The sequence below is a fragment of the Amycolatopsis melonis genome, assembly GCF_040064235.1.
Lineage (GTDB): Bacteria > Actinomycetota > Actinomycetes > Mycobacteriales > Pseudonocardiaceae > Amycolatopsis > Amycolatopsis melonis.
Genome location: NZ_JBDZYD010000007.1, coordinates 61,882 through 88,269, shown reverse-complemented (window position 1 = coordinate 88,269; position 26,388 = coordinate 61,882). Strand labels below are relative to the sequence as shown.

Genomic DNA, 26,388 nt, shown 5'->3' with positions numbered 1-26,388 from the left:
GCTTTCCGCCAAAGTGGTGATGATCATCGTTTTCTCTTGTGGCGCGACCACCCGGCGGGTAGCCAAGAGGGTGGCCCTGCTCAAACTGGAGGTTCGATGTCCCTGGACGTGTCACCCGCGCTGCTGGAGAAGGCCGAGCGCGGGGAGGTCACCGACGCCGAGTTCGTCACCTGCGTCAAGGAATCCCTGCCGTACGCGTGGGAGGTCATCACCGGCGTCATCGCCGACGCCGAGGGCGCGGCGGACGGCTTCGCCGACAACGAGACGCCGCCGCCGAGCGAGGCCGCCCGCGGGCAGCTGCTGCGGGCGCTGGCGTCGGACGCGATCCGCGGTGGCCTCGAACGGCACTTCGGCGTCAAGCTGGCCTTCCAGAACTGCCACCGGGTCGCCGTCTTCAAGAAGTCCGATATCGACAGTGACCGCTACCGCGCGTTCGTCTCGCCGCGCGGCCAGCTGCTCAACCAGAGCCCGGAACTGCGGGACTGCTAGCCCGCAGCGCGGGCAGCACCTCGGTGCCGATCCGCGCGATGTTTTCGAACGTGCCCTCCGGCGTACCCGACGCTTCCACGAGCATCAGCACGTGGGAGACGCCGGTGCGCCGGAGGCTCGTTTCCAGCGTCCGGACGCAGTGCGCGGCATCGCCGACGGGGTGGATGGCGCAGAGCCGTTCGGTGTACTCCCCCGGATCCCGCGACGGCCCGGGCCGCCCGTCGACGGTGACGTGCGCGCCGAGCCCGTCCTTCAGCCAGCCGGGCAGGGCTTTCCGCACGACGTCGGCGTCGCCCACCTGGCAGAGCACAGTCGAAACGTGGTCCGCGGGCTGCCCGTAGGCGGCGACGGTCGCGGCTTTCTCGTCGTCGTCGGCGTGCAGGCCGAGCAGCATCGGCAGGCCCCGATCGGCGGCCAGCCGCACGGCGTCGGACTTCGGCCCGCCACACGCCACGACGACGTCCGGCCGCCGTTCCGGCTCGGGCACCACGGGCACTTCCCGGAACGCGAAGTGGCGCCCGTCGGCGGCAACCCGGCCGGTCGTGGCGTGGAGGAAGACGTCGAGGGATTCCTCGAAGCCGGTCTCGTAGCGGTCCAGCCCGGTCCCGAAGACCTCGAGGTCCTGCCACGGGCCGCCGCGCCCGAGACCGATCCGCAGCCGTCCCCCGGAGACGGCGTCGAGCATCGCCCACTGCTCGGCCAGCGCGACGGGATGCGTGGTGGACAGGACGCTCACGGCGGTCCCGACCCCGATCCGCGACGTCCGCCCGAGCACGTGCGCGGCGAGGGTGATCGCCGACGGGCAAACGCCGTAGGGCATGAAGTGGTGCTCGGCGAACCAGACGTCGTCGAAGCCGGCCGCTTCGGCCAGCTCGGCGGCACGGACCGACCGGCGCAGGACGTCGGCGTCCGCCTGGCCGGAGAAGCGGCCGCTGACCAGGAAGACGCCGAACCTCAGTTGACCGCGACCTCGTTGAACCACAGGCGCGGCTCCAGCCACGGGAACACCACGAACATCAGCAGCGCCACCACGCCGAGGACCAGCACCACCGCGAGGGTCAGCTTGGCCGCGAACGGGCCCGGCAGCTTCCGCCAGATCCAGGCGTACATCAGGCCTCCCCGATCTTCGAGAGCAGGTCGCCGTAGTCCTTGACCTGGTTCTTCGGTATCTGCTGGGTGAGCACCGACGTGATGATGAGCCGCTCCCTGGCGGAGAACTGCGGGTGGCACGTCGTCAGCGTGAGCAGCGACGCCTGCTGGGCCTTCGGCAGCACGTCCGGCGCCTTGTACGGGACCGGGTTCACCGCGGTGCCCTGGCTGGGCAGGACGACCTTGCGGCCGAACGTCTCGCTGTACGCGCCGCCGTCCTCGGCGTTCGGGTCGCGCAGCGTGGGGACGCCCTTGCACTTGGGGTCCGCGCCCTTGCCGCCCGCCCAGTTCTCGATCTCGTCGTCGTACGGGAGGACCTTGTAGATGTAGAAGTCGGTCGAGGTCTCGATCACGATCTGGTCACAGGAGGACAGGTTGTCCAGGTCGTTGAACGGCGCGCCCTTGCCGACGCGGTGGCCGGCCACCGCGAAGTTGCCGGGCTCGCCGGGCAGCGCCGTGCCCTTGTAGTGGCCGGGGCCGACTTCGAGGGCGGCCTCGTCGGTGCCCTCCTGGATCGTGAAGTTGTAGTCGACGCCGAAGCTGGGGATGTGGATGCGGGCGAACGCCTTGCCGTCGATCAGCTCCGGGTGCAGCGTCCGGTCGTGGGCCCACTCGCCGTCGAGCTGGTCGCTGGCCTCGGACTGCTTGCCCGCGGAGAACAGGTCGGTCACGTAGAGCTCGTAGACCATGAACAGCAGGACGACCAGGCCCAGCGTGATGAGGATTTCGCCGGCGGTCCGGATCGCGACGCCGCCCTTGCCGAGCGGCGGGGGCGCGGGCTTCTCCTTGGTCGCGGTGCCGCCCTTGCCGACCGGGGCGATCACGACCGTCTCTTCGTTGGCCCCCGGCGGCGGGGGCGGGCTGGTGTAGCGGCGGGGCGGCGGACCCGGCGGACGCCGGGGCGGCTGGCCCTGCGGGCCGCGCGGGGGCTGCTGGGGCTGCCGGGGCGGCAGCTGGCCGCGCGGGGGCGGGACGGGACGACGGCGAGGCATGGGCCGCTGACCTGGGTGTCTGCGCCGGTCGTCATCCGGTCCTTCGCGCGTAGCCACGCAAGCTCCTCTCAAGCCGCGTCGAACCCTGGGTGACACCGGTGTCACGGTCCGGGAAATCCGACCACTCCTGGCCGCTGCTTTCCTGCGGTCGTTTACGTTAACGTGTGCACGTGGCGCTGGTTGCGCACCCTCAGCGGGACATCGCCACCAGACGAGCCCGAAGAGCACCGCGAGGAACACACGATGCCCAAGTCCAAGGTCCGCAAGAAGACGGCGTACACCCCGCCTGCCGACCGGCGCACGCCGGTGAAGGTGCGGGCGGCCGGTCCCACCGGCCTCGCCTGGAAGATCCCCATGTTCGGGCTCATGCTCCTGGGCCTGATCTGGCTGCTGGTGAACTACATCGCCGGGGACAAGATCTCCTGGATGGCCGACCTGGGCAACTGGAACTTCGCCGGCGGGTTCGCGCTGATGATCGCGGGCCTGCTCATGACGATGCGCTGGCGCTGACAATTACTCCGTTCAGCGGCTTGACGTCGAATTACACCGGTGTGACTCATCCCCAGTGTGGATAACCCCTGTGGATAACTACCCCACCTCCTGGGCGCCGCGTCAGGCCGTTGTGGTATCGGCGTGGGCGGTCACCGCGGTCCTGCTGGCCGGTGCCGTGGCCGGGGCCCTGCGCGGCGACCGCGGCGGGCTGGTGCTCTTCGCCATGGCGACGGTCGCCGTCGGCGCGTTCGCGGCCCACGCCACGCTCGTCCGGCCCCGCCTGGCCGCCGACGCCGAGGGACTGGTCGCCCGGACACTGAGCGGCACGCACCGGCTGCCGTGGGCGCGGACGCGCACCCGACTGCGCACGACCCGGCGGCTGGGCCGCGACGGCGTCACGCTGGAGATCGAGCACGACGACCAGCTGTACGTCTTCGGAAGGCTGGACCTCGGCGAAGACCCGCGGGACGTCCTCGACGTGCTCAGCACCCTGCGGAGCTAGCGGCAGTAGTAGTACCGGCCGAACGGGAACTGGACGAACTGGCAGATTTCCGGCGCGAACTGGGTGGCCCGGTAGACGATCAGGCCGAGGATCGCGACGGTGATGATCCCGATGCCGATCGCCTGCCACCGCGCCTGGTTCGCCTGCGGGGCGTAGAGCAGCGCGACGGTGACCAGCGCGCCGGTCACCAGGCCACCGGCGTGCGCCCAGATCGAGATGCCCGGGATGCCGAAGGTGATGAACGCGTTCAGCGCCAGCGTGATGATTAGGCCGGTGGGGTTGAGCCGCAGCTTCAGCACGGTGACCGCGTAGGCGCCCATCAGGCCGAACAGCGCGCCGGACGCGCCCGCCGTGCCGGGGTAGCCACCGGGGTCGGCGAACAGCAGCACCGACGCCGAGGCGCCGAGCATCGAGACGAAGTAGAGCGCGAGGTAGCGGCCGCGGCCGCACACCTGCTCCAGCGACCGGCCCATCATCCACAGCGAGAACATGTTGACCGCGACGTGGATCGGCCCGTAGTGCAGGAAGCCGCTGGTCAGGACCCGCCACCACTCGCCGTGGCCCATGGTCGCGTCGCCGTAGAGGGCGCCGTACTGGAACAGCGTCGACTGCTCGTTGTCGTTGAGGCTGCCGGCCTGGACGACCGTGAGGAGGAAGACCAGGACGTTGACCGCGAGGATGGCCTGGGTGACGACCACCGACTGGGACAGGCGCGCGCCGAAGACCGTGCGCTGGCCGAGCCCGGCCTCCTGGTACCCGCGGTGCTGCCGCCGCTGCTGCTGGGCGCCCGAGTGGACGCAGTCGGTGCACTGGAAGCCGACGGGGGCTTCGCGGAGGCAGTCCGGGCACGCCGGACGCCCGCACCGGGAGCAGCTCAGCCCGGTCGGGCGGTTCGGGTGCCACCAGCACCCGGGAAGCGCGGCTTGCGGCTGGGCGGCGGGGTTCGGCGGTTGGTTCACGATGTCACCAACCTACCGAAACCCAGCCGGCCGGGGCCGTCAGTGCTCGACGGTGACCTTCTCGATCACGACGTCGGCCAGCGGGCGGTCCGCCGGGCCGGTCGCCGTGCGCGCGATGGCGTCGACGACGTTGCGCGAGTCCTGGTCCGCGACCTCGCCGAAGATCGTGTGCCGGAAGTTCAGGTGGGAGGTCGGCGCGACGGTGATGAAGAACTGCGAGCCGTTCGTGCCCGGCCCGGCGTTGGCCATCGCCAGCAGGTAGGGCTTGCTGAACTGCAGCTCGGGGTGGAATTCGTCGCCGAACTTGTAGCCGGGGCCGCCGCGGCCGGTGCCGGTCGGGTCCCCGCCCTGGATCATGAAGCCGTCGATGACCCGGTGGAAGATCGAACCGTCGTAGAAGGGGCCGGAGTTCGTGCCCGCCGCGTTCGGCTGGGTGTACTCCTTGGTGCCCTCCGCCAGCCCGACGAAGTTCGCCACCGTCTTCGGCGCGTGGTCGGGGAACAGGTTCAGGTGGATGTCACCCTGGTTGGTGTGCAGCGTAGCTTTCACGCACGCCATCGTGCCATCTGCGGCGCGGTCGCGAAAAAAGGGGCACGATAGGTTACGGGTAACAGAGCAGTGTCAAAACGAATGATGAGGTGAAGCCCATGTCCCGGGCGACAGCCCAGGCCGTCGAGACCGCCGACAAACTCGTCACCGAGGGTGTCAAGCAGGGGCGGCGCGCGCAGAAGAAGCTCGCGAAGAAGACGGAACTGACCCGCAAGGAGCTCAAGAAGAGCTCGAAGGCCGCTCGCGAAGAGGCGCTCGCCCGCCTGGCCGAGCTGCGCAAGCCGGGTCGCAAGGCGAAGAAGGCCGCCATCAAGGCCGCGAAGGCGGCCGGCGAGTCGAAGCGCCGCGGCAAGAAGGACTTCAAGGCGGCGAAGAAGGACTTCTACGCCGCGCTGGCCGAGGCGAAGTCGGCGGCCAAGGGCACCCGCAGCCGTCGCAAGTGGCCGTGGCTGCTCGGCCTGGTCGTGGTCGGCGCGGGCGCCGCCTACGCACTGCGGTCGAAGCAGGAGCCGCCGGTCGCGCCGGCGCCGCCGAAGGCCACCCCGCCCGCCCCGGCCAAGCCGGAGGCCTCGGCCAACGGAAAGGCGCCCTCGCCGGCGCCGGCCGAAAAGAAGAACTGAAGACGACGCGAAGAGGCCCCCGGCGGGTGCACCGGGGGCCTCTTCGGTCGTGCTCGAAATCGATCAGGCAGCGGCGGCGTGCTTGTCGATCAGCTGGCCGAGGCGGGGCAGCGCCTCCTCGACGTTCTTCTTGCCGTTCGGGCGCAGCTTCGAGTAGACCTTCTTGATGCTGTCGCGGCTGCTCTTCTCCGCGCGGGCGTCGGTGACGCTCAGCAGCGCGTCGGCGGCCTCGTCGGCGCGGCCGGACAGGTAGGCACCGAAGTCGTTGCCGCCCTTGGCGCGGTAGTCGGCGTAGAACGGCTCGAGGGCGTTCGAGAAGTCGTCCAGCAGCGTGTCGATCGCGGCGGGGATGATGCCCGGCTTGATCTTCTTGACCGCGGCGAAGCCGGTCTTCACGACGGCACCCGAGACGCCGCCCTTGTCGGAGACCTCGGCGTCCACGAGGGTTTCGAAGTCGGAAACGACCGCCGGGCGACGGCTGGAGTCGAGCAGGATTTCCTTGAGGGTGTCAGCCACGAATCTTGTCCTTTGTCGTTGCAGAGTTGGTGCCCGGCCCCGGGTGGGGATCCCCGGTGGCTGCGGTGCGCGAGTCCACGAAGCCTGCGCGTGACGCACAGGGTAATACAAGATCAACATCACTCACCCGTGTGGAGCCCGCTACCTAGAGCTTCAGGGCAGCGATAGCCTTCTTGGCCACTGTGCGTGCTTTGACGCTCTGCTTCTGGTTCGTCGTCACCACAACCGCTGATGCCCCTTTCGAGACCGCGTAAACGGCGCCGTCGTCGGAGGACAGGTAGCCGCCCTTCCAGCCTGCCGGATCACTCGCCGGGTTGGACGAGTCGATCGGCGCGGCCTTGTTGACCAGCGCCGTCGCGATTTCGGGCCGTCCGACGTACACCCGGACGGTGAGCTGGATCTTCCCGTCCGGGCGATAGAAGAAGCACGCGGGGTGCGGCTCGTCGGCGGACACGCGCACCTTCGAGACGTGCTGGCCGTTCGCCTCGGCCACGACTTCGCTGCCGAGGTACGGGCAGTCCGCCGTCCTGCCGGGCTGGGGATCCGGCGGCAGCTCGGCGCCCGCGGTGCCGGTGGACGCGGACGGCGGGCTGGGCGCCGCCGTGCCGGACACGATGGTGGCGCTGCAGCCGGCCAGCAGGGCCACGGCGGGCGCGAGAAGTACGAGTCGTCGCATAGCGCGCACAGTCAACCATGCGGCGTGTGTGAAAACCGCTGGCCGGCGACGGCGTGCGAGGATGACCGCGGTGCACAAGCGGCACAGTCCGGTCGACGGTGAGGGAGGTCCGGCGTGCTCACCCCCGAGCAGTACCTCGGCGCGATGGCCGAGCGCATCCAGCGGGCAGGCGGACGGCTGAACTCGGTCCAGATCGGGCCCGCGACGGCCGTGGTCGGCCTGTTCACCGAGTCGGTGATGCTCTCGACGATGAACTACTGCGTCGTCGCCGCGGCCGTGCCCGAGGTGACCGCCGCCGCGCTGTACGACTTCACCGGACGCGCCACCCAGCACGCCCGCGCGAACCTGGTCGGCACGATGGGCTGGACCGCGGCCTCGGTCGTCATCGCCGGGCTGATCGGCCACCGGGTGTACCCGGACGCCGCACAGGTCGCGTCGGCGAAGTCGGGCAACCAGTTCGGCGGGGAGACGCGGATGGTCGCCGTCGACCTCTCGGCCGGGCAGATGTACGCGTTCGTCGGCGGCAAGCTCTGGGGCGCCGCGGTGCAGGGATCGGTCAACGCCAAGCTGACGTACTGCTTCCCGCAGCCCGCCGAGGTCTACCAGCAGGTCCAGTGGCAGCAGGCCCAGCAGCAACAACCCCAGCAACCCCAGCTGCCGCCGGGCCAGCCGGTGCCGCCGCCGGGCTGGCAGCAGCAGGCACCGATGCCCGCGCCGCAGATGCCGCCTCCGCCGTACGTCGGCCCCACCGGCCCGCAGCCGCCGGTCTACCCACCGCCCGGCCCGCAGCCGCAGCAGGGCCCGTACGGTTACTGACATGGTGGAGTTGCGTGGCTGGCCGTCGTTCCCCGAAGAACTCCCGGTGTTCACGCCGGACACCGCGCCCCCGGACCCGCAGACGTTGTTCGTGGAGTGGCTGACCGAAGCGGGTGAGCACGTGCTGGCCCCGCACGCCGTCACACTGTCCACAGTGGACGCCGACGGCGCACCCGACGCCCGCGTGGTGATCCTCAAGGACGTCGGTCCCGCCGGCTGGGCGGTCGCGACCAGCTCGGAGAGCCCGAAGGGCCTGCAGCTGCGCAAGGACCCGCGCGCCGCGCTGACGTTCTTCTGGCCAGGGCGTGGCCGCCAGGTCCGGCTGCGCGGCCCGGTCTCCCCCGCCGCGCCCGAGGTGTCCGCGGCGGACTTCCTGGCCCGGCCGCCCGCCTCGCGCGTCGAGGCGTTCATCGGGCACCAGTCGCAGGTGCTGCACGACCCGGCGGACCTCGACGCGGCCGCCGCGGAAGCCCACCGCTGGGTCGAGGAGAACCCGGACGCGGCACCGGAAACGTGGACGCGCTACCTCGTCGACCCCGGCACGGTCGAGTTCTGGCAGGCCAGTCACGACCGGCGGCACGTCCGCCTGCGGTACCGCAAGGACGGCGACGGCTGGGTCCGCGAACGCCTCTGGCCCTGATCGGGGGTATACGCGGTCCGGCCGGGTGTGCGCATGATGCACCCATGCGCTCGAAGATGCTGACCGCCGGGCTGGTCCTGGCGCTGACCGCCGCACTCGGGGGTGTGGCCGCGGCCGACGCGCGTCCTGGGGGACGACCGGAGCTGACGGATCCGCACCCGTGCCCGGGCCAGCCGGGCTTCACCTGCTCGACGCTGACCGTGCCGCTCGACCACTCCGGACGGCTGCCGGGCACGCTCGACCTGTCCGTGGCCACCGCGGACAACGTGACCGCCCCGAAGGGCGTGCTGCTGTTCCTCACCGGCGGCCCCCGGCCAGGGCGGCGTCCGGGCCATCTCGCGGATCGCCGGGCTGCGGCTGCCCGAAGTGGCCAAGGACTACCGGTTCGTCATGCTCGACCAGCGGGGCACCGGCTCCGGCGCGCTGCGCTGCCCCGGCCTGCAGACGCAGGTGGGCAGCTCCGACATCGCAACGCCGACCCCGGACGCGGTCGCCGAGTGCGCCCGCATCCTCGGTGACACGGCCCCGCTGTACTCGACCGACCAGAGCGTCGCGGACTTCGACTGGCTCCGGCAGGCACTGGGCGTGCCGAAGATGGTGGTCGACGGCGTTTCCTACGGCTCCCGCACGGCGGCGCGGTACGCGATCGCGCACCCGCACAACGTCAGCAAGGTCATCCTCGACTCGGTCCTGCCCCACCACGCGACGGCGGCGGATTCCCTGTACCTGACCGGTCTGCAGGGCCAGGCCCGCATGCTGCGCGCAGCCTGCGAGGTGGCCCCGGCGTGCGGCTACGACCCGGCCGAGGACCTCGCCTGGGTGGTCCGCCACCGCAGCCCCGCCGACGGGGTGAAGATCTTCGACACGATCGTGAACTACGAGTTCGAGGACCCGACGTACCGCAATCCGGACTCGGGCGACGTCATCGGCGCCCTGCACGCGGCCCGCGGCGGTTCGGCCGGGTGGCTCGACGGGCTGGTCAAGGGCTACACGACCGAAGACGTCGCCCCGGAGGTGTACAGCAGCGGCCTCCACGCGGCGACGCTGTGCGCGGACCAGCGGTTCCCCTGGGGCTCGGCATCGACGCCGGTCCCGGCGCGGCAGCCGCTGCTGTCGCTGACCGCCCGCTTCCTGCCCGCCTCGGCGACCTGGCCGTACACGACGGAGGTCGCGACGCAGCAGGGATTCATCCAGACGTGTCTGCACTGGCCCGCCGAGCCCGCGCCCTCGAACCCGGCTTCGCGGCTCCCGGACGTCCCGGTGCTGCTGCTCAACGGCGACCGCGACCTGTCGACGCCACTGGAGTGGGCGCAGCAGGAGGCGGCGCTGGCCCCGCGCGGCAAGCTGGTGATCGTGCCCGGCGAGTCGCACTCGATCCAGAACCGCGAGCGCGGGCACGCGGGCCGGGACGCGGTGATCAGCTTCCTGCGGTCCACGTGACCGGCAGCTCGTGCACGCCGTAGATGTTCATGTCGGTCCGCAGCTTCACCTCCTCGGCAGGCACCGCCAGCTCCAGCGTGGGGAACCGGCGCAGCAGCCCGGCGAACCCGGCGCGCATCTCGATGCGGGCGAGCTGCTGGCCGAGGCACTGGTGGACGCCGTGGCCGAAGGACAGCAGGCCGCGGGCGTTGCGGCGGAGGTCGAGGGTGTCGGGGTTCTCGAAGCGCTCCGGGTCGCGGTTGGCGGCCAGCAGCGAGACGACGACCGTCGAGCCCTTGGGGATCGTTTCGCCGCCGAGTTCGAGGTCTTCGGTGGCGTAGCGGAAGAAGATGTCGGCGACCGAGAGGTAACGCAGCAGCTCCTCGACGGCGCCGGGCATCAGCTCCGGGTCGGCGCGCAGCTCGGCGAGCTGCTCGGGGTGTTCCAGGAGCGCGAAGGTGCCCAGTGACAGCATGTTGGCCGTCGTCTCGTGGCCGGCGAGCAGCAGCAGGAACGCCGCGCCGGTCAGTTCCTCGACGGTGAGGTCGTCGTGGCGGGCCAGGTCGGACAGGATGTCGTCGCCGGGCTCGGCACGCTTGTTCGTGACCAGCTCCGACAGGTAGGTGTTCAGCGCGATGTAAGCCCCCATCTTCTCTTCGAGCGTCTGCTCGCGGACCATGAACTGCGCGGCGTTCGCCTGGAACGTGTCGCGGTCGGCGTACGGGACGCCGAGCAGTTCGCAGATCACCAGCGACGGCACCGGGAGCGCGAACTCCCGGACCAGGTCGACCGGCGGGGCCAGCCGCGCCAGGTGGTCCAGCTGCCGCTCGACGATGTCGCCGATGTGCTCCTCCAGCTGCTTCATGCGCTTGACGGTGAAGGCGCCGGTGAGCCGCTTGCGCAGCCGGCCGTGCTCCGGCGGGTCCATGGCGATGAACATGCCCGGGATCTGCGGGGACGGCTCGGTCGCGGCGGGCATGCCGGTCTCGTACGGCACGTGGACGACGTCGAGGTCCAGTCGCGAGCTGAACCGGGTGTCGGCCATCATCTGCCGCACCGCTTCGTAGCCGGTGACGAGCCAGCCGTCGTGGCCGTCGGGGAAGCGCAGCGGGCTGACCGGGCGGGCGTCGCGCAGCTGCGTGAGCGCACGCGGCGGGTCGAACGGGCCCGCGTCGCGTTCCATCGGGAGTCCGGCCGGGATTTCGGTGGTCATCTCGGGTCCTTTCGTGGCGGTCTGGGACGACGATCGCGGGGTGGGCTGACACGGAGCTGACACGACTCGGCCACCGCCGTCCGTGGCAAGATCTGCCTGGTGCAGATCGCCGTACTGGGGCCCTTCGAAGTGCGTGCGGACGACGGCGTCGTGGCCGAAGTCCCGGGCGCACGGCTGCGCGCGTTGCTCGTCGCCCTCGCGCTCGACCCGGGCCGGGTCGTGCCCAAGACGACGCTCGTCGACTGGATCTGGGGTGAGCAGCCGCCCGCCGACGCGGCGAACGCGTTGCAGCGCCTGGTTTCCCGGCTGCGCAAGGCACTTCCGGCCGGGACGGTCGACGGGCAGCCGACCGGCTACCGGCTGGACGTGGCCGCCGACGACGTCGACGCCGTGCGGTTCGAACGCCTTGTCGCCCAGGCCCGCCAGGACGACGACCCGCGGCGGCTGCGCGAAGCACTCGCGCTGTGGCGCGGTGCGGCCATGCAGGACGTCGACCTGCCGGAAAGCGCGGCGTTCGACGCGGCCGTCACGCGGCTGGAGGGTCTGCGCCTGGCCGCGCTGGAAGACCGGTTCGACGCCGAGATCCGCTTCGGCCAGGCCGCCGAGCTGGTCACCGAGCTGACCGACCTGGTGGCCGCGCACCCGCTGCGCGAGCGGCTCGTCGCCGCGCTGATGCGCGCGCTCGTCGCGACCGGGCGCGACACCGAAGCACTGCTCGTCTACGAGCGCACGCGGGAGCTGCTGGCCGACACGCTGGGCGTCGACCCGTCCCCCGAGCTGGCCGAACTGCACGTCGCGCTGCTGCGGGGCGAGCTGGGCCGTCGCGAGGAGAAGCACCCGACCAACCTGCGCGCCGAGCTGACCAGCTTCGTCGGCAAGGACGCCGACGTCGCCGCGGTCGCCGACCTCGTCCGCGCGCAGCGGCTGACGACGGTGATCGGCCCGGGCGGCTCGGGCAAGACCCGGCTGGCCACGGAAACCGCGCGCACGCTGCTCGGCGGCTTCCCGGACGGCGCCTGGCTGGTCGAGCTGGCGCCCATCGGTGCCGCCGACGACGTCGCGCAGGCGACGCTCGCCGCACTCGGGCTGCGGGACGGGCTGCTCGGCGACGGCCCGGACAGCGGCCCGATCGACCGCGTGATCGGCGCCCTCCGCGACCGGGAAACGCTGCTGATCCTGGACAACTGCGAGCACGTCATCGAGTCCGCGGCGGCGTTCGCCCACCGGGTGCTCGGCGAGTGCCGCCGCCTGCGGATCCTCGCGACGAGCCGGGAACCCCTCGGCATCACCGGCGAATCGCTGTGGCCCGCCGCGCCGCTGCTGCTGCCCGCCGAGCGGGCGGATGCCGAGGAGATCGAGGCCTCGCCGTCGGTCCGGCTGCTGCGGGACCGGGCCGGCGCGGTGCGCAAGGACCTCCCCCACGACGCCGCGACGTCGGCGACGATGGCGCGGATCTGCCGGGCGCTGGACGGGATGCCGCTGGCCATCGAGCTGGCCGCGGCCCGGCTGCGCACGATGTCCCCCGACCAGCTGGCCGACCGCCTCGACGACCGGTTCCGCCTGCTCACCGGCGGCAGCCGCACGGCGTTGCCGCGGCACCGGACGCTGCGCGCGGTGATCGACTGGAGCTGGGAGCTGCTGTCCGACGCCGAACGCGTCGTGCTGCGCCGGCTCTCGGTGTTCTCCGGCGGGGCGGGCCTGGAAGCGGCCGAACGGGTCTGTGGCACCGGCGACGTGCTGGACCTGCTGACCGCGCTGACCGAGAAATCCCTCGTCGTCACCACGGACGACGGTGAGCCGCGGTACCGGATGCTCGGCACGATCAGGGAGTACGCCCGGCAACGCCTCGGCGAAGCGGGAGAAGCGGACTCGACGCGTCGCGCGCACCTGGCGTACTTCACCGAACTCGCCGAAACGGCCGAGCCGCTGCTGCGCCGCGCCGAGCAGGTGCACTGGCTCGCCACGCTTTCGGCCGAGCACGACAACATCACGGCGGCGATGCGCGGCGCGCTCGCGGCCGGGGAAGCGCCCGAGGCGATGCGGCTCGCGGCAGGCGCGGGCTGGTACTGGTGGCTGGGCGGGCACAAGTCCGAGGGCATGGAGCTGATGACCGCGGCCGCCGCCCTGCCCGGCGAGGTACCCGACGACGTGCGGGCCACGGTGTACGCCGTGATCTCGATGTTCGTGAACTCCGGGCCGAGCGACGAACGTCAGTCGGCGGAGTGGATCCACCGGGCGTACCGGCTCAGCCGGAACGTCCGGGTCGAGCACCCCGGGCGCGCGCTCGTCGAGGCGATGGAACGGCTGCTGGAGTCCCCGGCGGAGGCGTTGTCGGCCTTCGAACCGGCACTCGGGGACGACGACCCCTGGGTCCGTGCGCTGGCCCGGCTCCAGCTCGGCAAGATGCGGGTCCTGTTCGGCCAGGGCCGCGACGCCGAGGAGTACCTGGCGACGGCACTGGCCGAGTTCCGGGCGCTCGGCGAGCGCTTCGGGATTTCGTTCGCGCTCACCGAGCTGGCCGACCTGATCGCCCTGCGCGGCGACCTCGCCGTCGCGTGCGAGCACTACGAGCAGGCGATCACGGCCGTCACCGAGATCGGCGCGGCGGACGACGTCATCCGGATGCGGTCGCGCCAGGCGGAGCTGTACTGGCTGCTGGGCGACAAGGACGCGAGCACGGCCGCGATCGCCGAGGCCGGGCGGTACGCGGTCGGCGTCACGTGGCCGGGCACGCTGGCCACGCTGGCCCTCTCGAAAGCCCAGCTCGCCCGGTGGTCGGGTGCCGCCGAAGAGGTCCGCCGTCAGCTCGGCGTCCTGGCGGCCGTGCTGGGCGAGGAAGCCGAGCGGCCGATCATCCGCGCGACCACGCAGAGCCTGTTGGGCGCGCTCGCGGACGACCTCGGCGAGTCACGCGAACACCGCGCGGCGGCCCTCGCGGCGGCGACCGAAGCCGGACACGCACCGGCGATCGCCGAGGCCCTCGTCGGCGTCGCCGAACTGGCGTTGCGCCGCGAAGAAGACGAGCAGGCGGCCCGGCTGCTGGCGGCCAGTGCCGTCGTCCGCGGACTGCCGGACCGGTCCCACCCCGACGCGCTGAGGATCGAGGAGACCGCACGACGTCGCCTCGGTGACACGCGGTTCACCGAGGCGACGCGGGAGGGGGCGGCGGCGGACTGGCCGGAGCTGGCCGCGGTCACGCTCGCTTCTTGAACGTCGAGGACGCCCAGACGTACCCGACGACGGCGATCCCGAGGGACCACGCGAGCGCGGCGAGGACGTCACCGGTGGCCGGCGACCCGGCGAGCAATCCGCGCAGGGTTTCGATGATCGGCGTGAAGGGCTGGTATTCGGCGAACTGCCGCAGCCCGGGTCCCATTTTTTCGGCGGGCACGATCGCGCTGCTGAAGAACGGCAGCATGACCAGCGGCACGGAAGCCAGCCCGGCCGTTTCCGGCGATTTCGCCGCCAGTCCCAGCGCGACGGTCAGCCAGCCGGTCGCGACACCGAGCAGCACGACGACACCGAAAGCGCCGAGCCAGCCGAGAAATCCCGCGGCGGGGCGGAATCCCAGGAGAAACGCGACGCCGAGGAGGGCCGCGATGGCCACGAGGTTGGTGAGCACGCTGGCGATGACGTGCCCGGTCAGCACCGCGCCGCGCGAGACGTCCATGACCTTGAAGCGGTTGATGATGCCCTTGGTCATGTCGGAGTTCACCGCGGTCGCGGTGGCCCCGAGGCCGTAGCAGACGGCCAGCAGCATCAACCCCGGCGTCGCGTAGTCGACGTAGTCGACCCCGACATTGAAGGCGTCGCCGAACATGTAGACGAACATCAGCATGACGACGATCGGCATCAGGACCGCGTTGAACACCGACGTCGGATTCCGGGCGATGTGCTTGAAGTTGCGGCGCAGCATCACGATCGAGTGAGAGTTCATTTCGCGGCCCCTTCCGTGAGGGCGAGGAAAACGTCGTCGAGGTCGGGGGTGTGGACGGACAGTTCTTCGGCGTTGACGGAGTACTCGTCGAGCCGGTCCAGCAGGGACCGCAGTGATTTCGTCCCGCCGTCCCCGGGCACCCGCAGGGTCAGGGCGTCTTCGTCCGGCGTGGAGCCGGGCAGGATCCGCGCGGCGGCCCCGAGTTCGGCGGCGGTGGTGAAGCGGAGCCGGACGTGGGTGCCGGGAATCCGCCGCTTGAGCTCGTCAGGCGTGCCCTGGGCGACGATGTGCCCGTGGTCGAGCACGGCGATGCGGTCGGCGAGCTGGTCGGCCTCTTCGAGGTACTGGGTGGTGAGGAAGATGGTGACGCCGTCGGCGACGAGGTCCCGCACGATCGCCCACATCGTCCGGCGGCTGCGCGGATCCAGCCCGGTGGTGGGCTCGTCGAGGAAGACGATCCGCGGACGCCCGACGAGCGTCATGGCAAGGTCGAGCTTCCGCCGCATCCCCCCGGAGTAGGTCGACGCGGGCTTGCGCGCGGCCTCGGTGAGATCGAAGCGGTCGAGCAGCTCACCGACAAGGCGGTTGCCGCCCCCGGCGAGATCGACCATGAGCTGCAGGTTTTCCTGCCCGGTCAGCAGTTCGTCGACGGCGGCGAACTGCCCGGTGACCCCGATGGCAGCCCGCACGGCCTTGGCCTCGCGGCCGACATCGTGCCCGGCAACCCGCACGGTCCCGCCGTCGGCGCGGGTGAGCGTGGTGAGCACGTTGACGGTGGTGGTCTTGCCGGCCCCGTTCGGGCCGAGCAGGGAGAACACGGTGCCCGCGGGAACATCGAAATCGATGCCGTCGAGCACCACTTTGTCCTGGTAGGTCTTCCGGAGCCCGGAAGCCGTGATAGCCGGCTCTGTCATGACGCCACTGTCACGAGAGCGGCTGACACCGACCTGACACGGCCCGGACACGAAACGGCCCGCACCCTTCGTGGGTACGGGCCGTTCAGTACGTGGAGCTGAGGGGAATCGAACCCCTGACCCCCGCCTTGCAAAGGCGGTGCTCTACCAATTGAGCTACAGCCCCGGACACGGGCAGCGTACGCCGCCCGTGGAAGATCAGTTGTGGGACGCGCCCGCCGGCTTGGCGGGAGTGGTGCCGTTGCTGGAAGGAACCGGCGCGGTCGCCTCACGCCAGAGGTCGGCCTCGGCCTTGGCAGCCTTGTTGCGCTTCACGACGAACAGGACGCCGCCCGCGATGACCGCGAGTGCCAGCAGCTTCTTCACCGAAGCCCCCTTCTCAGCTTGCTTCCCTTACCCCGTGATGTTACTGCACGCCCCTCGACGGCTGTCGGCCGCCGGTGGTTCCACGTGGAACCAAGGGCTTCAGCGGTAACCGACGTCACACCGGACCCGAAATACCTCCGGCGTCCACCGTCGTTGTAGACGATGGCCCTGCCGGACATTCTCTTCCCGGCAGGGCTGCGTGCCTCTCACGGCAGGTACATGGCGACGCCCTGATCCCCAACCTGCGGCTGCTGCACGACATCGGTCTGCCGGGCCTGCCGCAGACCACCAGCGACCGGCTTGCCACCCCGACGACGATCCCGCAGGTCGACGACCAACGCGAGGGCCAGCAACGCGACGACCACGATCCCCAGGACGATCCACCCCATGTCGGCTCCCTTCGTCCCTTTCACCGTAAGCCGGGGAGGGCGGAACAGCCGTCGGTCTTGATGGACATTTAGGGCACCCGACGCGACCGAATGGCAAAAGCCCGGTCCGCGAGACGCGAACCGGGCTTTGACCTGTGTGGGCCTACCAGGACTTGAACCTGGGACCTCTTCGTTATCAGCGAAGCGCTCTAACCGCCTGAGCTATAGGCCCTTGAACGAGGAGAACTTTACAGGACCCCCGAAGGGGCCCTGCAACCGGGTCACTCTCGTTCCGACAGGGTCACCTCCAGGCCTCCTGCCAGGTCGGCCGAGACGTTGTAGATGAACGCGCTCACCGTGGCCAGTGCCGAGACCAGGACGATGTTGATCGCGCCGAGGATGGCCGCGATGCCGAACACGCGGCCTGCGCTGATCAGGGGTTCCGAGGAGGCGTTGGCCGTTTCGCCGCCCACCAGGGACGAGTACGTGCCGTTCAGTTTGTCCCAGACGCCCATTCCGTCGAGGACCGTGTACAGCACGCCGACCGCCACCAGCCAGACGAAGAACATCGCCACGCCCAAGACCAGGGACAGCTTCAGCACCGACCACGGGTCGAAGCGCTTCACCTGCAGCGAGGCCCGGCGGGGACCGCGGCCCGGGCGGCGGAGGGCGCTCGGGCGGGCTCGCTGGGTCGAGGCCGGGGGGACCGCCGCCGCGGACGGCTCGGCTCCTTCGGGGCCGCCGAAGAGGCGGGGGGCTGCGCTCCCCGTCACCACCGGGCGCTCGGCCTCGGCGGCCGGCACGTCTTCCGTGGCCAGCTTGACCGTTGCTTCGGCGTCGCCGTCCTTGTCCACCCGCTGCCAGGGTGGGCTGGCCGAAGTGCCGTTCGAACCCGCTGCCTCGGGATTCTCGGATGGTGTCACGAAGAGTCAGTCCTTACCCGTTGCCGTGGGGTCGCCGTCCGTAGGTGAACTTACTGCTCCGGCGGCGCCGTCGTTTCGTCACCCGCCGCGGGTGCTTCGGGAGCGTCACCATTGGCGACGTCCGAGGGCTCGTCCGCGTTGCGTGCGACCGCGAGAAGAGTGGTGCCCTCGCCGAGATTCATCAGCCGGACCCCCTTCGTCTGCCGTCCTGCCTTGCGGACGTCGCCCGCGGGTGTGCGGATCACGCCGCCGCTCGAGGTGATCGCGTACAGCTCGTCCTCGGCGTCGACGATGAGCGCACCCACCAGCCTGCCACGTTTGCGGTCGTGCTGAATGGTGAGCACGCCCTTGCCGCCGCGGCCCTGGACCGGGTAGTCCTCGATCGCCGTGCGCTTCGCGTAGCCGCCGTCGGTCGCGACCAGCAGGAACTTGCCCTCCTTGACCACGCTGATGCCGAGCAGCTCGTCGCCGTCGTTGAAGCGCATGCCCATCACGCCGGAGGTGGGGCGGCCCATCGGCCGCAGTGCCTCGTCGGTGGCGTGGAAGCGGATGGACTGGCCCTCGGCCGACACCAGCAGCAGGTCGTCCTCGGCGCCGGCCAGCACCGCGCCGACCAGCTCGTCGCCCTCGCGCAGGTTGATCGCGATGAGGCCGCCGGAGCGGTTGGAGTCGAAGTCGGTGAGCTTGGTCTTCTTCACCAGGCCGCGCTTGGTGGCGAGCACCAGGTACGGCGCGACCTCGTAGTTCTTGATCTCGATGACCTGGGCGATCTGCTCGTCCGGCTGGAACGCCATCAGGTTCGCCACGTGCTGGCCGCGCGCGTTGCGGTTGGCCTCGGGCAGCTCGTACGCCTTCGTCCGGTACACCCGGCCCTTGTTCGTGAAGAACAGGATCCAGTCGTGCGTCGAGCAGACGAAGAAGTGCTGGACGATGTCGTCCTGCTTGAGCGTCGCGCCCTGGACGCCCTTGCCGCCACGCTTCTGCGAGCGGTACAGATCCGTTTTCGTCCGCTTGGCGTACCCCGTGCGGGTGATGGTGACGACGACGTCCTCGACCGCGATGAGCTCTTCGTCGCTGACGTCGCCGCCGAAGCCGACGATCTGCGTGCGCCGGTCGTCGCCGTACTTGTCGACGATCGCCATCAGCTCGTCGCGGATGATGATCCGCTGGCGCTCCGGCTTCTCCAGGATGTCCTTGAGGTCGGCGATCTCCAGCTCGATCTCGGCCAGCTCGTCGATGATCCGCTGGCGCTCCAGGGCCGCGAGGCGCCGCAGCTGCATGTCGAGGATCGCGACGGCCTGGATCTCGTCGATCTCGAGCAGGTCCATCAGGGCCGGGCGGGCCTCGTCGGCCGACGGCGACCGCCGGATCAGCGCGATGACCTCGTCGAGCGCGTCGAGCGCCTTGACCAGGCCACGCAGGATGTGGGCGCGCTCTTCCTTCTTCTTCAGCCGGTAGCGGGTCCGCCGGACGATGACGTCCATCTGGTGCTTCACGTAGTGGCGGATCATCTGGTCGAGCCGCAGCGTGCGCGGCACGCCGTCGACCAGCGCCAGCATGTTGACACCGAAGTTCTGCTGCAGCTGGGTGTGCTTGAACAGGTTGTTCAGCACGACCTTCGCGACCGCGTCCCGCTTGATCGTGATGACGATCCGCATGCCGGACCGGCTGTTGGACTCGTCGGCGATGTCGGCGATGCCGGTGAGCTTGCCGTCGCGGACGAGGTTCGCGATGTTCTCGACCAGGTTGTCCGGGTTGACCTGGTACGGCAGCTCGGACACGACCAGGATCGTGCGGCCCTTCGCGTCCTCCTCGACCTCGACGACCGCGCGCATCCGGATCGAGCCGCGGCCGGTGCGGTAGGCGTCCTCGATGCCTGCCGTGCCGAGGATCATCGCCTTGGTCGGGAAGTCCGGGCCCTTGATCCGCACGAGCAGCGCGGCCAGCAGCTCGTCGTCGGTCGCGTCGGGGTTCTCCAGCGCCCAGACGACGCCTTCGGACACCTCGCGCAGGTTGTGCGGCGGGATGTTGGTCGCCATCCCGACCGCGATCCCGGAACCACCGTTGACCAGCAGGTTCGGGAACCGCGACGGCAGGACGTCCGGCTCCTGCGTGCGGCCGTCGTAGTTGTCGGAGAAGTCGACGGTGTCTTCTTCGATGTCGGCCAGCATCTGCATGGCCAGCGGTGCGAGCCGGGACTCGGTGTACCGCATGGCGGCCGCGGGGTCGTTGCCCGGCGAGCCGAAGTTGCCCTGGCCGTCGATCAGCGGGTAGCGCAGCGACCACGGCTGGGCGAGCCGGACCAGTGCGTCGTAGATCGCCGAGTCGCCGTGCGGGTGGTAGTTGCCCATGACGTCGCCGACGACGCGGGAGCACTTGTTGTACCCGCGGTCCGGCCGGAAGCCGGAGTCGAACATCGAGTACAGGATGCGGCGGGCGACCGGCTTGAGGCCGTCACGCACGTCCGGCAGCGCGCGCGACACGATCACGCTCATCGCGTAGTCGATGTAGGAGCGCTGCATCTCCTGCTGGATGTCGACCGGCTCGATCCGGTCGTTTTCCGGAGCCGGCGGCAGGGTTTCCGTCATGAGGTCCTTCTCGGGTGGGTCCTGGCGGGACAAGGTCGGGGGACGCTCACACGTCCAGGAAGCGCACGTCCTTCGCGTTGCGCGTGATGAACGAGCGGCGGGCCTCGACGTCCTCGCCCATCAGGACCGAGAACAGGTCGTCGGCCTGTGCGGCGTCGTCCATCGTGACCCGGCCCAGCAGCCGGTTCGCCGGGTCCATCGTGGTCTCCCACAGCTCCTCGGCGTTCATCTCGCCGAGACCCTTGTAGCGCTGGATCGCGTCGTCCTTCGGCAGCTTCTTGCCTGCCTCGACACCCGCCTTGATGACGGCGTCGCGCTCGCGGTCGGAGTAGGCGTACTCCGGCTCGGACCGCGGCCACTTGATCTTGTACAGCGGCGGCCGCGACAGGAAGACGTGGCCGTGCTCGATCAGCGGCGTCATGAACCGGAACAGCAGGGTGAGCAGCAGCGTGGTGATGTGCTGGCCGTCGACGTCGGCGTCGGCCATCAGCACGATCTTGTGGTAGCGCAGCTTGGAGATGTCGAACTCGTCGTGGATGCCGGTGCCCAGCGCGGTGATCAGCGACTGGACCTCGGTGTTCTTGAGGACGCGGTCGATGCGGGCCTTCTCGACGTTGATGATCTTGCCGCGGATCGGCAGGATCGCCTGGTACATCGAGTCCCGGCCCTCCTTGGCCGAGCCGCCGGCCGAGTCACCCTCGACGATGTAGAGCTCGCACTCCGCCGGGTTGGTCGACCGGCAGTCCTTGAGCTTGCCGGGCAGGCCGCCGATCTCCAGCGCGCCCTTGCGGCGGACCAGGTCACGCGCCTTGCGCGCGGCCATCCGGGCCTGCGCCGAGGAGATCGACTTGTTGATGATCGTCTTCGCCTCGGCCGGGTTGCGCTCGAACCAGTCCGCCAGCCACTCGTTCGACGTCTGCTGCACGAACGTCTTGGCCTCGCTGTTGCCCAGCTTGGTCTTGGTCTGGCCCTCGAACTGCGGCTCGGACAGCTTGATCGAGACGATCGCGGCGAGCCCCTCGCGCACGTCGTCACCGGTCAGGTTGGCGTCCTTCTCCTTGAGCAGCTTCTTGTCGCGCGCGTACGCGTTGACGACGCGGGTCAGCGCGGCGCGGAAGCCCTCTTCGTGGGTGCCGCCCTCGTGGGTGTTGATCGTGTTGGCGAACGTGTAGACCGACGGCGTGAACCCGGTGTTCCACTGCATCGCGACCTCGACCTCGAGGCCGGTGCCCTTGGCCTCGAAGGAGATGACACTCGGGTGGATCGGGTCCTTGCTGCCGTTGATGTGCTTGACGAAGTCCTCGAGCCCGCCCGGGTAGCAGTAGGTCTTCTCCTTGACCCGCGCGACCTTGCCCTCGGCGTCCTCTTCGGTCTCTTCGTCGGCGACGCGCTCGTCGCGCAGGGACAGCGTCAGTCCCTTGTTGAGGAACGCCATCTCCTGGAGCCGGCGCGAGATGGTCTCGAAGTTGTACGTCGTGGTCTCGAAGATGGCCGGGTCGGCCCAGAAGGTGATCGTGGTGCCGGTCTCCGAGGCGGGACCGAGGTCCTCGAGCGGGCCGGGCACCTGGTCGGTGTACTCCTGGCGCCAGCTGCGGCCGCCGTACTTGACCTCGGCGAGCAGCTTCGTCGACAGCGCGTTCACCACGGAGACGCCGACGCCGTGCAGGCCGCCGGACACCGCGTAGGAGTCGCTGTCGAACTTGCCGCCCGCGTGCAGCACGGTGAGCACGACCTCGAGGGTCGGCTTCTGTTCCTTGGGGTGCATGTCGACCGGGATGCCGCGGCCGTCGTCGACGACGCGCACCCCGCCGTCGGCGAGGAGGGTAACCTCGACCTTGGTGGCGTACCCCGCCATCGCCTCGTCGACGGAGTTGTCGACGACCTCCTGGACGAGGTGGTGCAGCCCGCGTTCACCGGTGGAACCGATGTACATGCCGGGGCGCTTGCGGACCGCTTCGAGGCCTTCGAGCACCGTGATCGACGACGCGTTGTACTCGCTCTTGTTCTCGGTCACCGGCGTTGTTTCTCCTCGTCTCGCCCGAGCGGACGCTCGCTCCCTCACAGTGTACTTGGCCGCGCCCGCTGGCATGCGGCAAGGACACCCCTGAACGCGTCACAGACGGACGAAATCGGTTCGAGCCGAGTCTTGACGTATCTCGGGAGGTCTGGGTGCGTTCTCGGGGCATTCAACCGAGCATCGCGCAACCCGGGTCAGCCGTACGTGTCACGCGGGCCGCGTCCCGGCACGTGCCGGGGGCCCTTCCGCCAGCTCGGGGCGGTCGGACCCTGGATCCGCATCCGCTTGACGACGCCGTTGCCGACGCCCGCCGCGATCTTGGCCAGCAGCTTCCCCTGCAGCAACCGGAGCTGGGTGGCCCACGCCGTGGAGCTGGCGCGGACGGTCAGCTCGCCGTCCTTGAGCGCGACCGGCTGGGCGTGCTCGGCGACGTCTTCGCCGACCAGCCGCGGCCACTGCGCGAAGACGCGGGCACTGGTGACGTTCTCGTTCCAGCCGCGATCGGACATCAGCCGGGAGACCAGCCTGCCGAGTGGCTGCGGGTCGCGCGGGTCCGCACCCGGCCCCGACCAGCGGCGGCGCCGGGGGCTCTGCCCGCCGCCGCCGACCGTCGGGCGGCGCCGCCCGGGCGGGACGCCCCGCTCCTTCGCCTTGGCCTTCGCGGCTTCGAGGGCGGCATGAGCGAGGTCGCGCCCGGTGGGCCCGTTCGGAGCAGCGGTGTCTTCACTCTGCGTACCCGGAGTGTCTTCCCCACGTGGGTTAACCCCGGTCCGAGGGATGTCAAGCGGCCGATCCGGGGTTTTGGTGACGCGCGGCGATGACGCCCGTCCGGGTTTATCCACACTGTCCACAGGTTTGTCCCCAGATCGGTGGGTAACTGCTGTGTCGGCGATCACACGGGGTGCCCGACTCGATCTTGCCGGACGCCGTTCGCCCTGCTCAGCCACGGGTGATCGTCCCATCCGCGACCACGAACCGGTGTCCGGCCAGCTCCGACGGCACGTCTTCGTCGACCGCGGCGGTCACCAGCACCTGTTCGGCACTCGCGGCCACCTCGGCCAGCCGGGCCCGGCGCTTGCGGTCCAGCTCGGCGAACACGTCGTCGAGCAGCAGCACCGGCTCGCCCGCCTCCGCACGCAGCAGCTCGTAGCTGCCGAGCCGGAGAGCGAGGGCGAACGACCACGACTCGCCGTGGCTCGCGTACCCCTTGGCGGGCGCCTGGCCCAGGATCAGCTCCAGCTCGTCCCGGTGCGGGCCGACCAGGCTGATCCCGCGCTCGAGCTCGGCCTTGCGGGCTTCGCCGAGCGCCTTCAGGAGGACGTCCTTGAGGACCTCGGGTTGCGCGCGTTCCCCGTCCGGTACGCCGTACGCCTCCGACAGGGCCGCACCCAGCGACGAACGGTAGGCGATCTTCGCCGGCCGCGAGTCCGGCGCGACCCCCATGTACGCCGAAGCAGCGTACGGCGCGAGGTCGGCGACCAGGTTCAGGCGCGCGGCCAGCAGCTCCGCGCCCGCCACCGCGAGGTGGTCGTCCCAGACCTCCAGCGTCGACAGCGCGTACGGGTCCTCCCGCCCGGTCCGGCGCTTGCCCGCCGTCTTGAGCAGGGCGTTCCGCTGCTTCAGGACCTTCTCGTAGTCGGCACGGACCCCCGCGTACCGCGGCGCGCGCAGCACCAGCAGCTCGTCGAGGAACCGGCGCCGCTCGCCAGGGTCACCCCGCACGAGCGCCAGGTCCTCCGGGGAGAACAGCACCGTGCGCAGGATCCCGAGCACGTCGCGCGGCCGCCCGACCGCGCCGCGGTTGACCCGCGCGCGGTTCGCCCGGCCCGCGGTGATCTCCAGCTCGACGGTCAGCTCGCGGTCGTCGTTGACCACCGCGACCCGCACCAGCGCGCGCTCGCAGCCGTGCCGGATCAGCGGCGCGTCCGTCGCGACGCGGTGCGAGCCCAGCGTCGCGACGTACCCGATCGCCTCCAGCAGGTTGGTCTTGCCGCGACCGTTCTGGCCGACCAGCACGGTCGGCCCCGGTTCCAGCGCGAGATCGGCCTGTGGCCAGGAGCGGAAGTCGGTGACCTGCAGATGCCGCAGATACACCCGCTGCTCCTTACCCGCCGACCTTCTTCACGGCGTGCCCGCCGAACTGGTTGCGCAGCGCGGCGACCGCGCGCATCGCGGCCGAGTGCTCCTGCCGGGAGGCGAAGCGCGCGAAGAGCGCGGCCGAGATGACCGGCGCCGGCACCGCGTTGTTGATCGCCTCTTCCAGCGTCCAGCGGCCTTCGCCGGAGTCCTCGACGTAGCCTTCGAGGTCGTCCAGCTCCGGGTCCTCGTCGAGGGCACGCACCAGCAGGTCCAGCAGCCAGGACCGGACGACCGTGCCGCGCTGCCAGCCCTTGATCACCGCGGGCACGTCCTTGACGACCTTCGCGGCTTCGAGCAGCTCGAAGCCCTCGGCGAAGGCCTGCATCATGCCGTACTCGATGCCGTTGTGGATCATCTTCGCGTAGTGGCCCGCGCCGACGTCGCCCGCGTGCGAGAAGCCCTCCTCGCGCGGACCTTCGGGACGCAGGGCGTCGAAGATCGGCATCGCCTTCTCGACGTCGGCGGCCGCGCCGCCGACCATCAGGCCGTAGCCGTTGTCCTTGCCCCACACACCACCGGACACGCCGCAGTCGAGGTAGCCGATGCTCTTCGCCGCCAGCAGCTCGGCGTTCAGCTTGTCGTCGGTGTACTTCGAGTTGCCGCCGTCGATCACCATGTCGCCCGCGGAGAGCAGGTTGCCCAGCTCGGTCACGGTCTGCCGGGTCGGCTCACCGGCCGGCACCATGATCCACACGATCCGCGGCGCATCCAGTTTGGACACCAGGTCCTCGAGCGACGTCGTGTCGCTGACGTCCGGGTTGCGGTCGTAGCCGACCACCTCGTGACCGGCCGCACGCAGCCGCTCACGCATGTTGAAGCCCATCTTGCCCAGGCCGATCAGACCGAGCTGAACCATGAGATCCCCTTACGTGCTAACGAACCTGGTCAGCCCGGCAGGCGGACCGGCATCAGGAGGTACAGGTAGCCGGGGACGACGTTGCCCTCGGCGTCGGCGGGCTTGATGAGCGCGGGCCGGTTCGGCGTGGTGAACGTCAGCTCGGCCCGGTCGCTGTGCAGCGCGCCGAGGCCGTCGACGAGGTAACCCGGGTTGAACGCGATGGTCACCGGCTCACCTTCGTACTCCACCTGCAGCTCTTCTTCGGCGCTGCCCTCGTCGTCGCCGCCCGCGGACAACCGCAGCGTGTTGTCCCCGAACTCCAGTCGTACCTGAGTCCCCCGCTCGGCCACCAGCGAAACGCGCTTGATGGACTCGGTGAGGGCGGACACGTCGATGACCGCGCGTGAGGTGTGCGACGCGGGCAGCAGCTGCCGGTAGGGCGGGAACTCCGCGTCGAGCAGCCGGGTCGTCGTGTAGCGCCCGGAGCCGGACAGGCCCAGCAGGCCTTCGCCGCTGGCGAGGGCGAGGCGGATCGTGGCGCCGCTCGAGCCGAGCGTCTTGGCGGCTTCGGCGAGGGTGCGCGCCGGGACGAGCACCGCGGCGTCGGCCAGCCCCTCGGCGGGCTGCCAGGTGAACTCGCGCATGGCGAGCCGGAACCGGTCGGTCGCGACCAGGGTCAGCGAGCTGCCGGAGATCTCGAGCCGCATGCCGGTCAGCATCGGCAGCGTGTCGTCCTTGCCCGCGGCGACGACGACCTGGGTGACGGCCTGGCCGAACGCGTCGCCGGCGAGCTCGCCCGCGAAGGCGGGCTGCGACGGCAGCTGGGGGTAGTCCTCGACCGGCATGGTCGGCAGGGAGAACCGCGCGCTGCCGCACGTGATGGTGGCGCGTGCGCCGTCGACGGAGATCTCGACCGGCTGCGCGGGCAGCGCCTTGGTGATGTCGGCGAGCAGGCGCCCGGACACCAGCAGGCGGCCGCCGTCGGCGATCGTCGCCGGGACCCCGACCGTGGCGGAGACCTCGTAGTCGAAGCCCGAAACCGTCAGCGCGTCGGTTTCGCCGTCCGAACCGGCGTCGAGGAGGACGCCGCCCAGTACCGGCACCGGCGGCCGGGAGGGGAGGCTTCTGGCCACCCACGCGACGGCGTCGGCGAGCCCGTCACGCTCGACGCGGATCTTCATGCGCGCATCCTTTCGACGACCGAGCCCGGCGCGGACTCGGGCCAGGCCTCTTCCGGCAGGCCAGTGACTCTGGCAGGGCAGTGAC

The 26,388-nt window shown here is 70.5% G+C and carries 27 protein-coding genes and 2 tRNA genes; 8 read left to right on the top strand and 21 right to left on the bottom strand.

Translation table 11 applies throughout. The annotated features are described in order from the left end of the window. The first annotated feature begins 96 nt into the window (after positions 1-96). The gene (locus ABJI51_RS19700; RefSeq protein ID WP_348952512.1) at positions 97-489 is read left to right on the top strand and encodes an SCO5389 family protein; all 393 of its coding nucleotides are present in this window, start codon (positions 97-99) and stop codon (positions 487-489) included. On the opposite strand, the gene ABJI51_RS19695 is transcribed toward ABJI51_RS19700, so the two are convergent. Genes ABJI51_RS19695 through ABJI51_RS19685 form a run of 3 tightly spaced genes read right to left on the bottom strand, consistent with a single transcriptional unit; the run spans position 458 to position 2,630 of the window. After that, a complete protein-coding gene (locus tag ABJI51_RS19695; RefSeq protein WP_348952511.1) occupies positions 458-1,471 on the bottom strand; it encodes an LLM class flavin-dependent oxidoreductase in 1,014 nt (337 codons plus the stop codon). The genes ABJI51_RS19700 and ABJI51_RS19695 overlap by 32 nt on opposite strands. Then, on the bottom strand, positions 1,444-1,599 hold the full coding sequence (locus ABJI51_RS19690) for a hypothetical protein (RefSeq protein ID WP_348952510.1): 156 nt from the start codon (positions 1,597-1,599) through the stop codon (positions 1,444-1,446). The genes ABJI51_RS19695 and ABJI51_RS19690 overlap by 28 nt, the downstream gene beginning before the upstream one ends. Continuing rightward, entirely contained in the window at positions 1,599-2,630 is a 1,032-nt protein-coding gene (locus tag ABJI51_RS19685; RefSeq protein WP_348952509.1) for a class E sortase, read from the bottom strand. The genes ABJI51_RS19690 and ABJI51_RS19685 overlap by 1 nt, the downstream gene beginning before the upstream one ends. 243 nt (positions 2,631-2,873) lie before the next feature. On the opposite strand from ABJI51_RS19685, the gene crgA reads away from it, so the two are divergent. After that, complete coding sequence (crgA, locus tag ABJI51_RS19680; RefSeq protein ID WP_348952508.1) at positions 2,874-3,140, top strand: cell division protein CrgA; 267 nt, start codon at positions 2,874-2,876, stop codon at positions 3,138-3,140. 70 nt (positions 3,141-3,210) lie between these two features. Next, positions 3,211-3,624 (top strand): PH domain-containing protein, encoded by a 414-nt coding sequence (locus ABJI51_RS19675; RefSeq protein ID WP_431605642.1) that lies wholly within the window; start codon positions 3,211-3,213, stop codon positions 3,622-3,624. Here the strand turns inward: ABJI51_RS19675 and ABJI51_RS19670 are convergent. Next, entirely contained in the window at positions 3,621-4,583 is a 963-nt protein-coding gene (locus ABJI51_RS19670; protein WP_348952507.1) for a rhomboid family intramembrane serine protease, read from the bottom strand. The two genes, ABJI51_RS19675 and ABJI51_RS19670, sit on opposite strands and share 4 nt — an antisense overlap. A gap of 39 nt (positions 4,584-4,622) precedes the next feature. Further along, a complete protein-coding gene (locus ABJI51_RS19665) occupies positions 4,623-5,141 on the bottom strand; it encodes a peptidylprolyl isomerase (protein WP_348952506.1) in 519 nt (172 codons plus the stop codon). Between the two features lie 89 nt (positions 5,142-5,230). Here ABJI51_RS19665 and ABJI51_RS19660 point away from each other — a divergent pair, with 89 nt between their 5' ends. Next, entirely contained in the window at positions 5,231-5,752 is a 522-nt protein-coding gene (locus tag ABJI51_RS19660) for a hypothetical protein (protein ID WP_348952505.1), read from the top strand. 63 nt (positions 5,753-5,815) lie between these two features. Here the strand turns inward: ABJI51_RS19660 and ABJI51_RS19655 are convergent, their stop codons facing one another. After that, positions 5,816-6,268, bottom strand: coding sequence for a DUF6918 family protein (locus tag ABJI51_RS19655; protein ID WP_348952504.1), 453 nt, complete (start codon positions 6,266-6,268; stop codon positions 5,816-5,818). Positions 6,269-6,413: 145 nt separating this feature from the next. Then, entirely contained in the window at positions 6,414-6,944 is a 531-nt protein-coding gene (locus ABJI51_RS19650) for a DUF2020 domain-containing protein (RefSeq protein ID WP_348952503.1), read from the bottom strand. 114 nt (positions 6,945-7,058) lie between these two features. On the opposite strand from ABJI51_RS19650, the gene ABJI51_RS19645 reads away from it, so the two are divergent. The 3 genes from ABJI51_RS19645 to ABJI51_RS19635 all read left to right on the top strand — a co-directional run bounded on the left by ABJI51_RS19645 (position 7,059) and on the right by ABJI51_RS19635 (position 9,840). Further along, positions 7,059-7,760: a hypothetical protein gene (locus tag ABJI51_RS19645; protein WP_348952502.1), complete on the top strand. Its 702-nt coding sequence runs from the start codon at positions 7,059-7,061 to the stop codon at positions 7,758-7,760. A gap of 1 nt (position 7,761) precedes the next feature. Next, entirely contained in the window at positions 7,762-8,400 is a 639-nt protein-coding gene (locus ABJI51_RS19640; RefSeq protein ID WP_348952501.1) for a pyridoxine/pyridoxamine 5'-phosphate oxidase, read from the top strand. Positions 8,401-8,766: 366 nt separating this feature from the next. After that, positions 8,767-9,840: an alpha/beta fold hydrolase gene (locus tag ABJI51_RS19635; protein WP_348952500.1), complete on the top strand. Its 1,074-nt coding sequence runs from the start codon at positions 8,767-8,769 to the stop codon at positions 9,838-9,840. On the opposite strand, the gene ABJI51_RS19630 is transcribed toward ABJI51_RS19635, so the two are convergent. After that, positions 9,818-11,032, bottom strand: a complete 1,215-nt coding sequence (locus ABJI51_RS19630) for a cytochrome P450 (RefSeq protein WP_348952499.1) — start codon at positions 11,030-11,032, stop codon at positions 9,818-9,820. The two genes, ABJI51_RS19635 and ABJI51_RS19630, sit on opposite strands and share 23 nt — an antisense overlap. A gap of 99 nt (positions 11,033-11,131) precedes the next feature. Here ABJI51_RS19630 and ABJI51_RS19625 point away from each other — a divergent pair, with 99 nt between their 5' ends. Then, the gene (locus ABJI51_RS19625; RefSeq protein WP_348952498.1) at positions 11,132-14,242 is read left to right on the top strand and encodes an AfsR/SARP family transcriptional regulator; all 3,111 of its coding nucleotides are present in this window, start codon (positions 11,132-11,134) and stop codon (positions 14,240-14,242) included. On the opposite strand, the gene ABJI51_RS19620 is transcribed toward ABJI51_RS19625, so the two are convergent. From ABJI51_RS19620 to dnaN, 13 genes are all read right to left on the bottom strand, one after another. After that, positions 14,226-14,969, bottom strand: a complete 744-nt coding sequence (locus ABJI51_RS19620) for an ABC transporter permease (RefSeq protein WP_348952497.1) — start codon at positions 14,967-14,969, stop codon at positions 14,226-14,228. The genes ABJI51_RS19625 and ABJI51_RS19620 overlap by 17 nt on opposite strands. Continuing rightward, positions 14,966-15,883: an ATP-binding cassette domain-containing protein gene (locus ABJI51_RS19615; RefSeq protein ID WP_348952496.1), complete on the bottom strand. Its 918-nt coding sequence runs from the start codon at positions 15,881-15,883 to the stop codon at positions 14,966-14,968. Before ABJI51_RS19615 ends, ABJI51_RS19620 begins: the two co-directional genes overlap by 4 nt. Positions 15,884-15,976: 93 nt before the next feature. Next, positions 15,977-16,049, bottom strand: a tRNA-Ala gene (locus ABJI51_RS19610). A 32-nt stretch (positions 16,050-16,081) separates the two neighbouring features. Next, positions 16,082-16,249, bottom strand: a complete 168-nt coding sequence (locus ABJI51_RS19605) for a DLW-39 family protein (RefSeq protein ID WP_020642567.1) — start codon at positions 16,247-16,249, stop codon at positions 16,082-16,084. Between the two features lie 206 nt (positions 16,250-16,455). Next, complete coding sequence (locus ABJI51_RS19600) at positions 16,456-16,638, bottom strand: hypothetical protein (RefSeq protein ID WP_348952495.1); 183 nt, start codon at positions 16,636-16,638, stop codon at positions 16,456-16,458. Between the two features lie 137 nt (positions 16,639-16,775). Further along, positions 16,776-16,849: transfer RNA gene (locus ABJI51_RS19595), tRNA-Ile, on the bottom strand. Positions 16,850-16,898: 49 nt separating this feature from the next. Beyond that, complete coding sequence (locus tag ABJI51_RS19590; RefSeq protein WP_348952494.1) at positions 16,899-17,540, bottom strand: DUF3566 domain-containing protein; 642 nt, start codon at positions 17,538-17,540, stop codon at positions 16,899-16,901. Positions 17,541-17,590: 50 nt separating this feature from the next. After that, positions 17,591-20,128, bottom strand: coding sequence for a DNA gyrase subunit A (gene gyrA / locus ABJI51_RS19585; protein WP_348952493.1), 2,538 nt, complete (start codon positions 20,126-20,128; stop codon positions 17,591-17,593). A gap of 46 nt (positions 20,129-20,174) precedes the next feature. Next, positions 20,175-22,142, bottom strand: a complete 1,968-nt coding sequence (gyrB, locus tag ABJI51_RS19580) for a DNA topoisomerase (ATP-hydrolyzing) subunit B (protein WP_348952492.1) — start codon at positions 22,140-22,142, stop codon at positions 20,175-20,177. 197 nt (positions 22,143-22,339) lie between these two features. After that, positions 22,340-22,924, bottom strand: a complete 585-nt coding sequence (locus ABJI51_RS19575) for a DciA family protein (protein WP_348953035.1) — start codon at positions 22,922-22,924, stop codon at positions 22,340-22,342. Between the two features lie 160 nt (positions 22,925-23,084). Further along, positions 23,085-24,239, bottom strand: a complete 1,155-nt coding sequence (gene recF, locus ABJI51_RS19570; protein ID WP_348952491.1) for a DNA replication/repair protein RecF — start codon at positions 24,237-24,239, stop codon at positions 23,085-23,087. A 10-nt stretch (positions 24,240-24,249) separates the two neighbouring features. After that, a complete protein-coding gene (gene gnd / locus ABJI51_RS19565; RefSeq protein WP_348952490.1) occupies positions 24,250-25,140 on the bottom strand; it encodes a phosphogluconate dehydrogenase (NAD(+)-dependent, decarboxylating) in 891 nt (296 codons plus the stop codon). A 29-nt stretch (positions 25,141-25,169) separates the two neighbouring features. Continuing rightward, on the bottom strand, positions 25,170-26,303 hold the full coding sequence (gene dnaN, locus ABJI51_RS19560; RefSeq protein ID WP_348952489.1) for a DNA polymerase III subunit beta: 1,134 nt from the start codon (positions 26,301-26,303) through the stop codon (positions 25,170-25,172). Positions 26,304-26,388 lie beyond the last annotated feature (85 nt).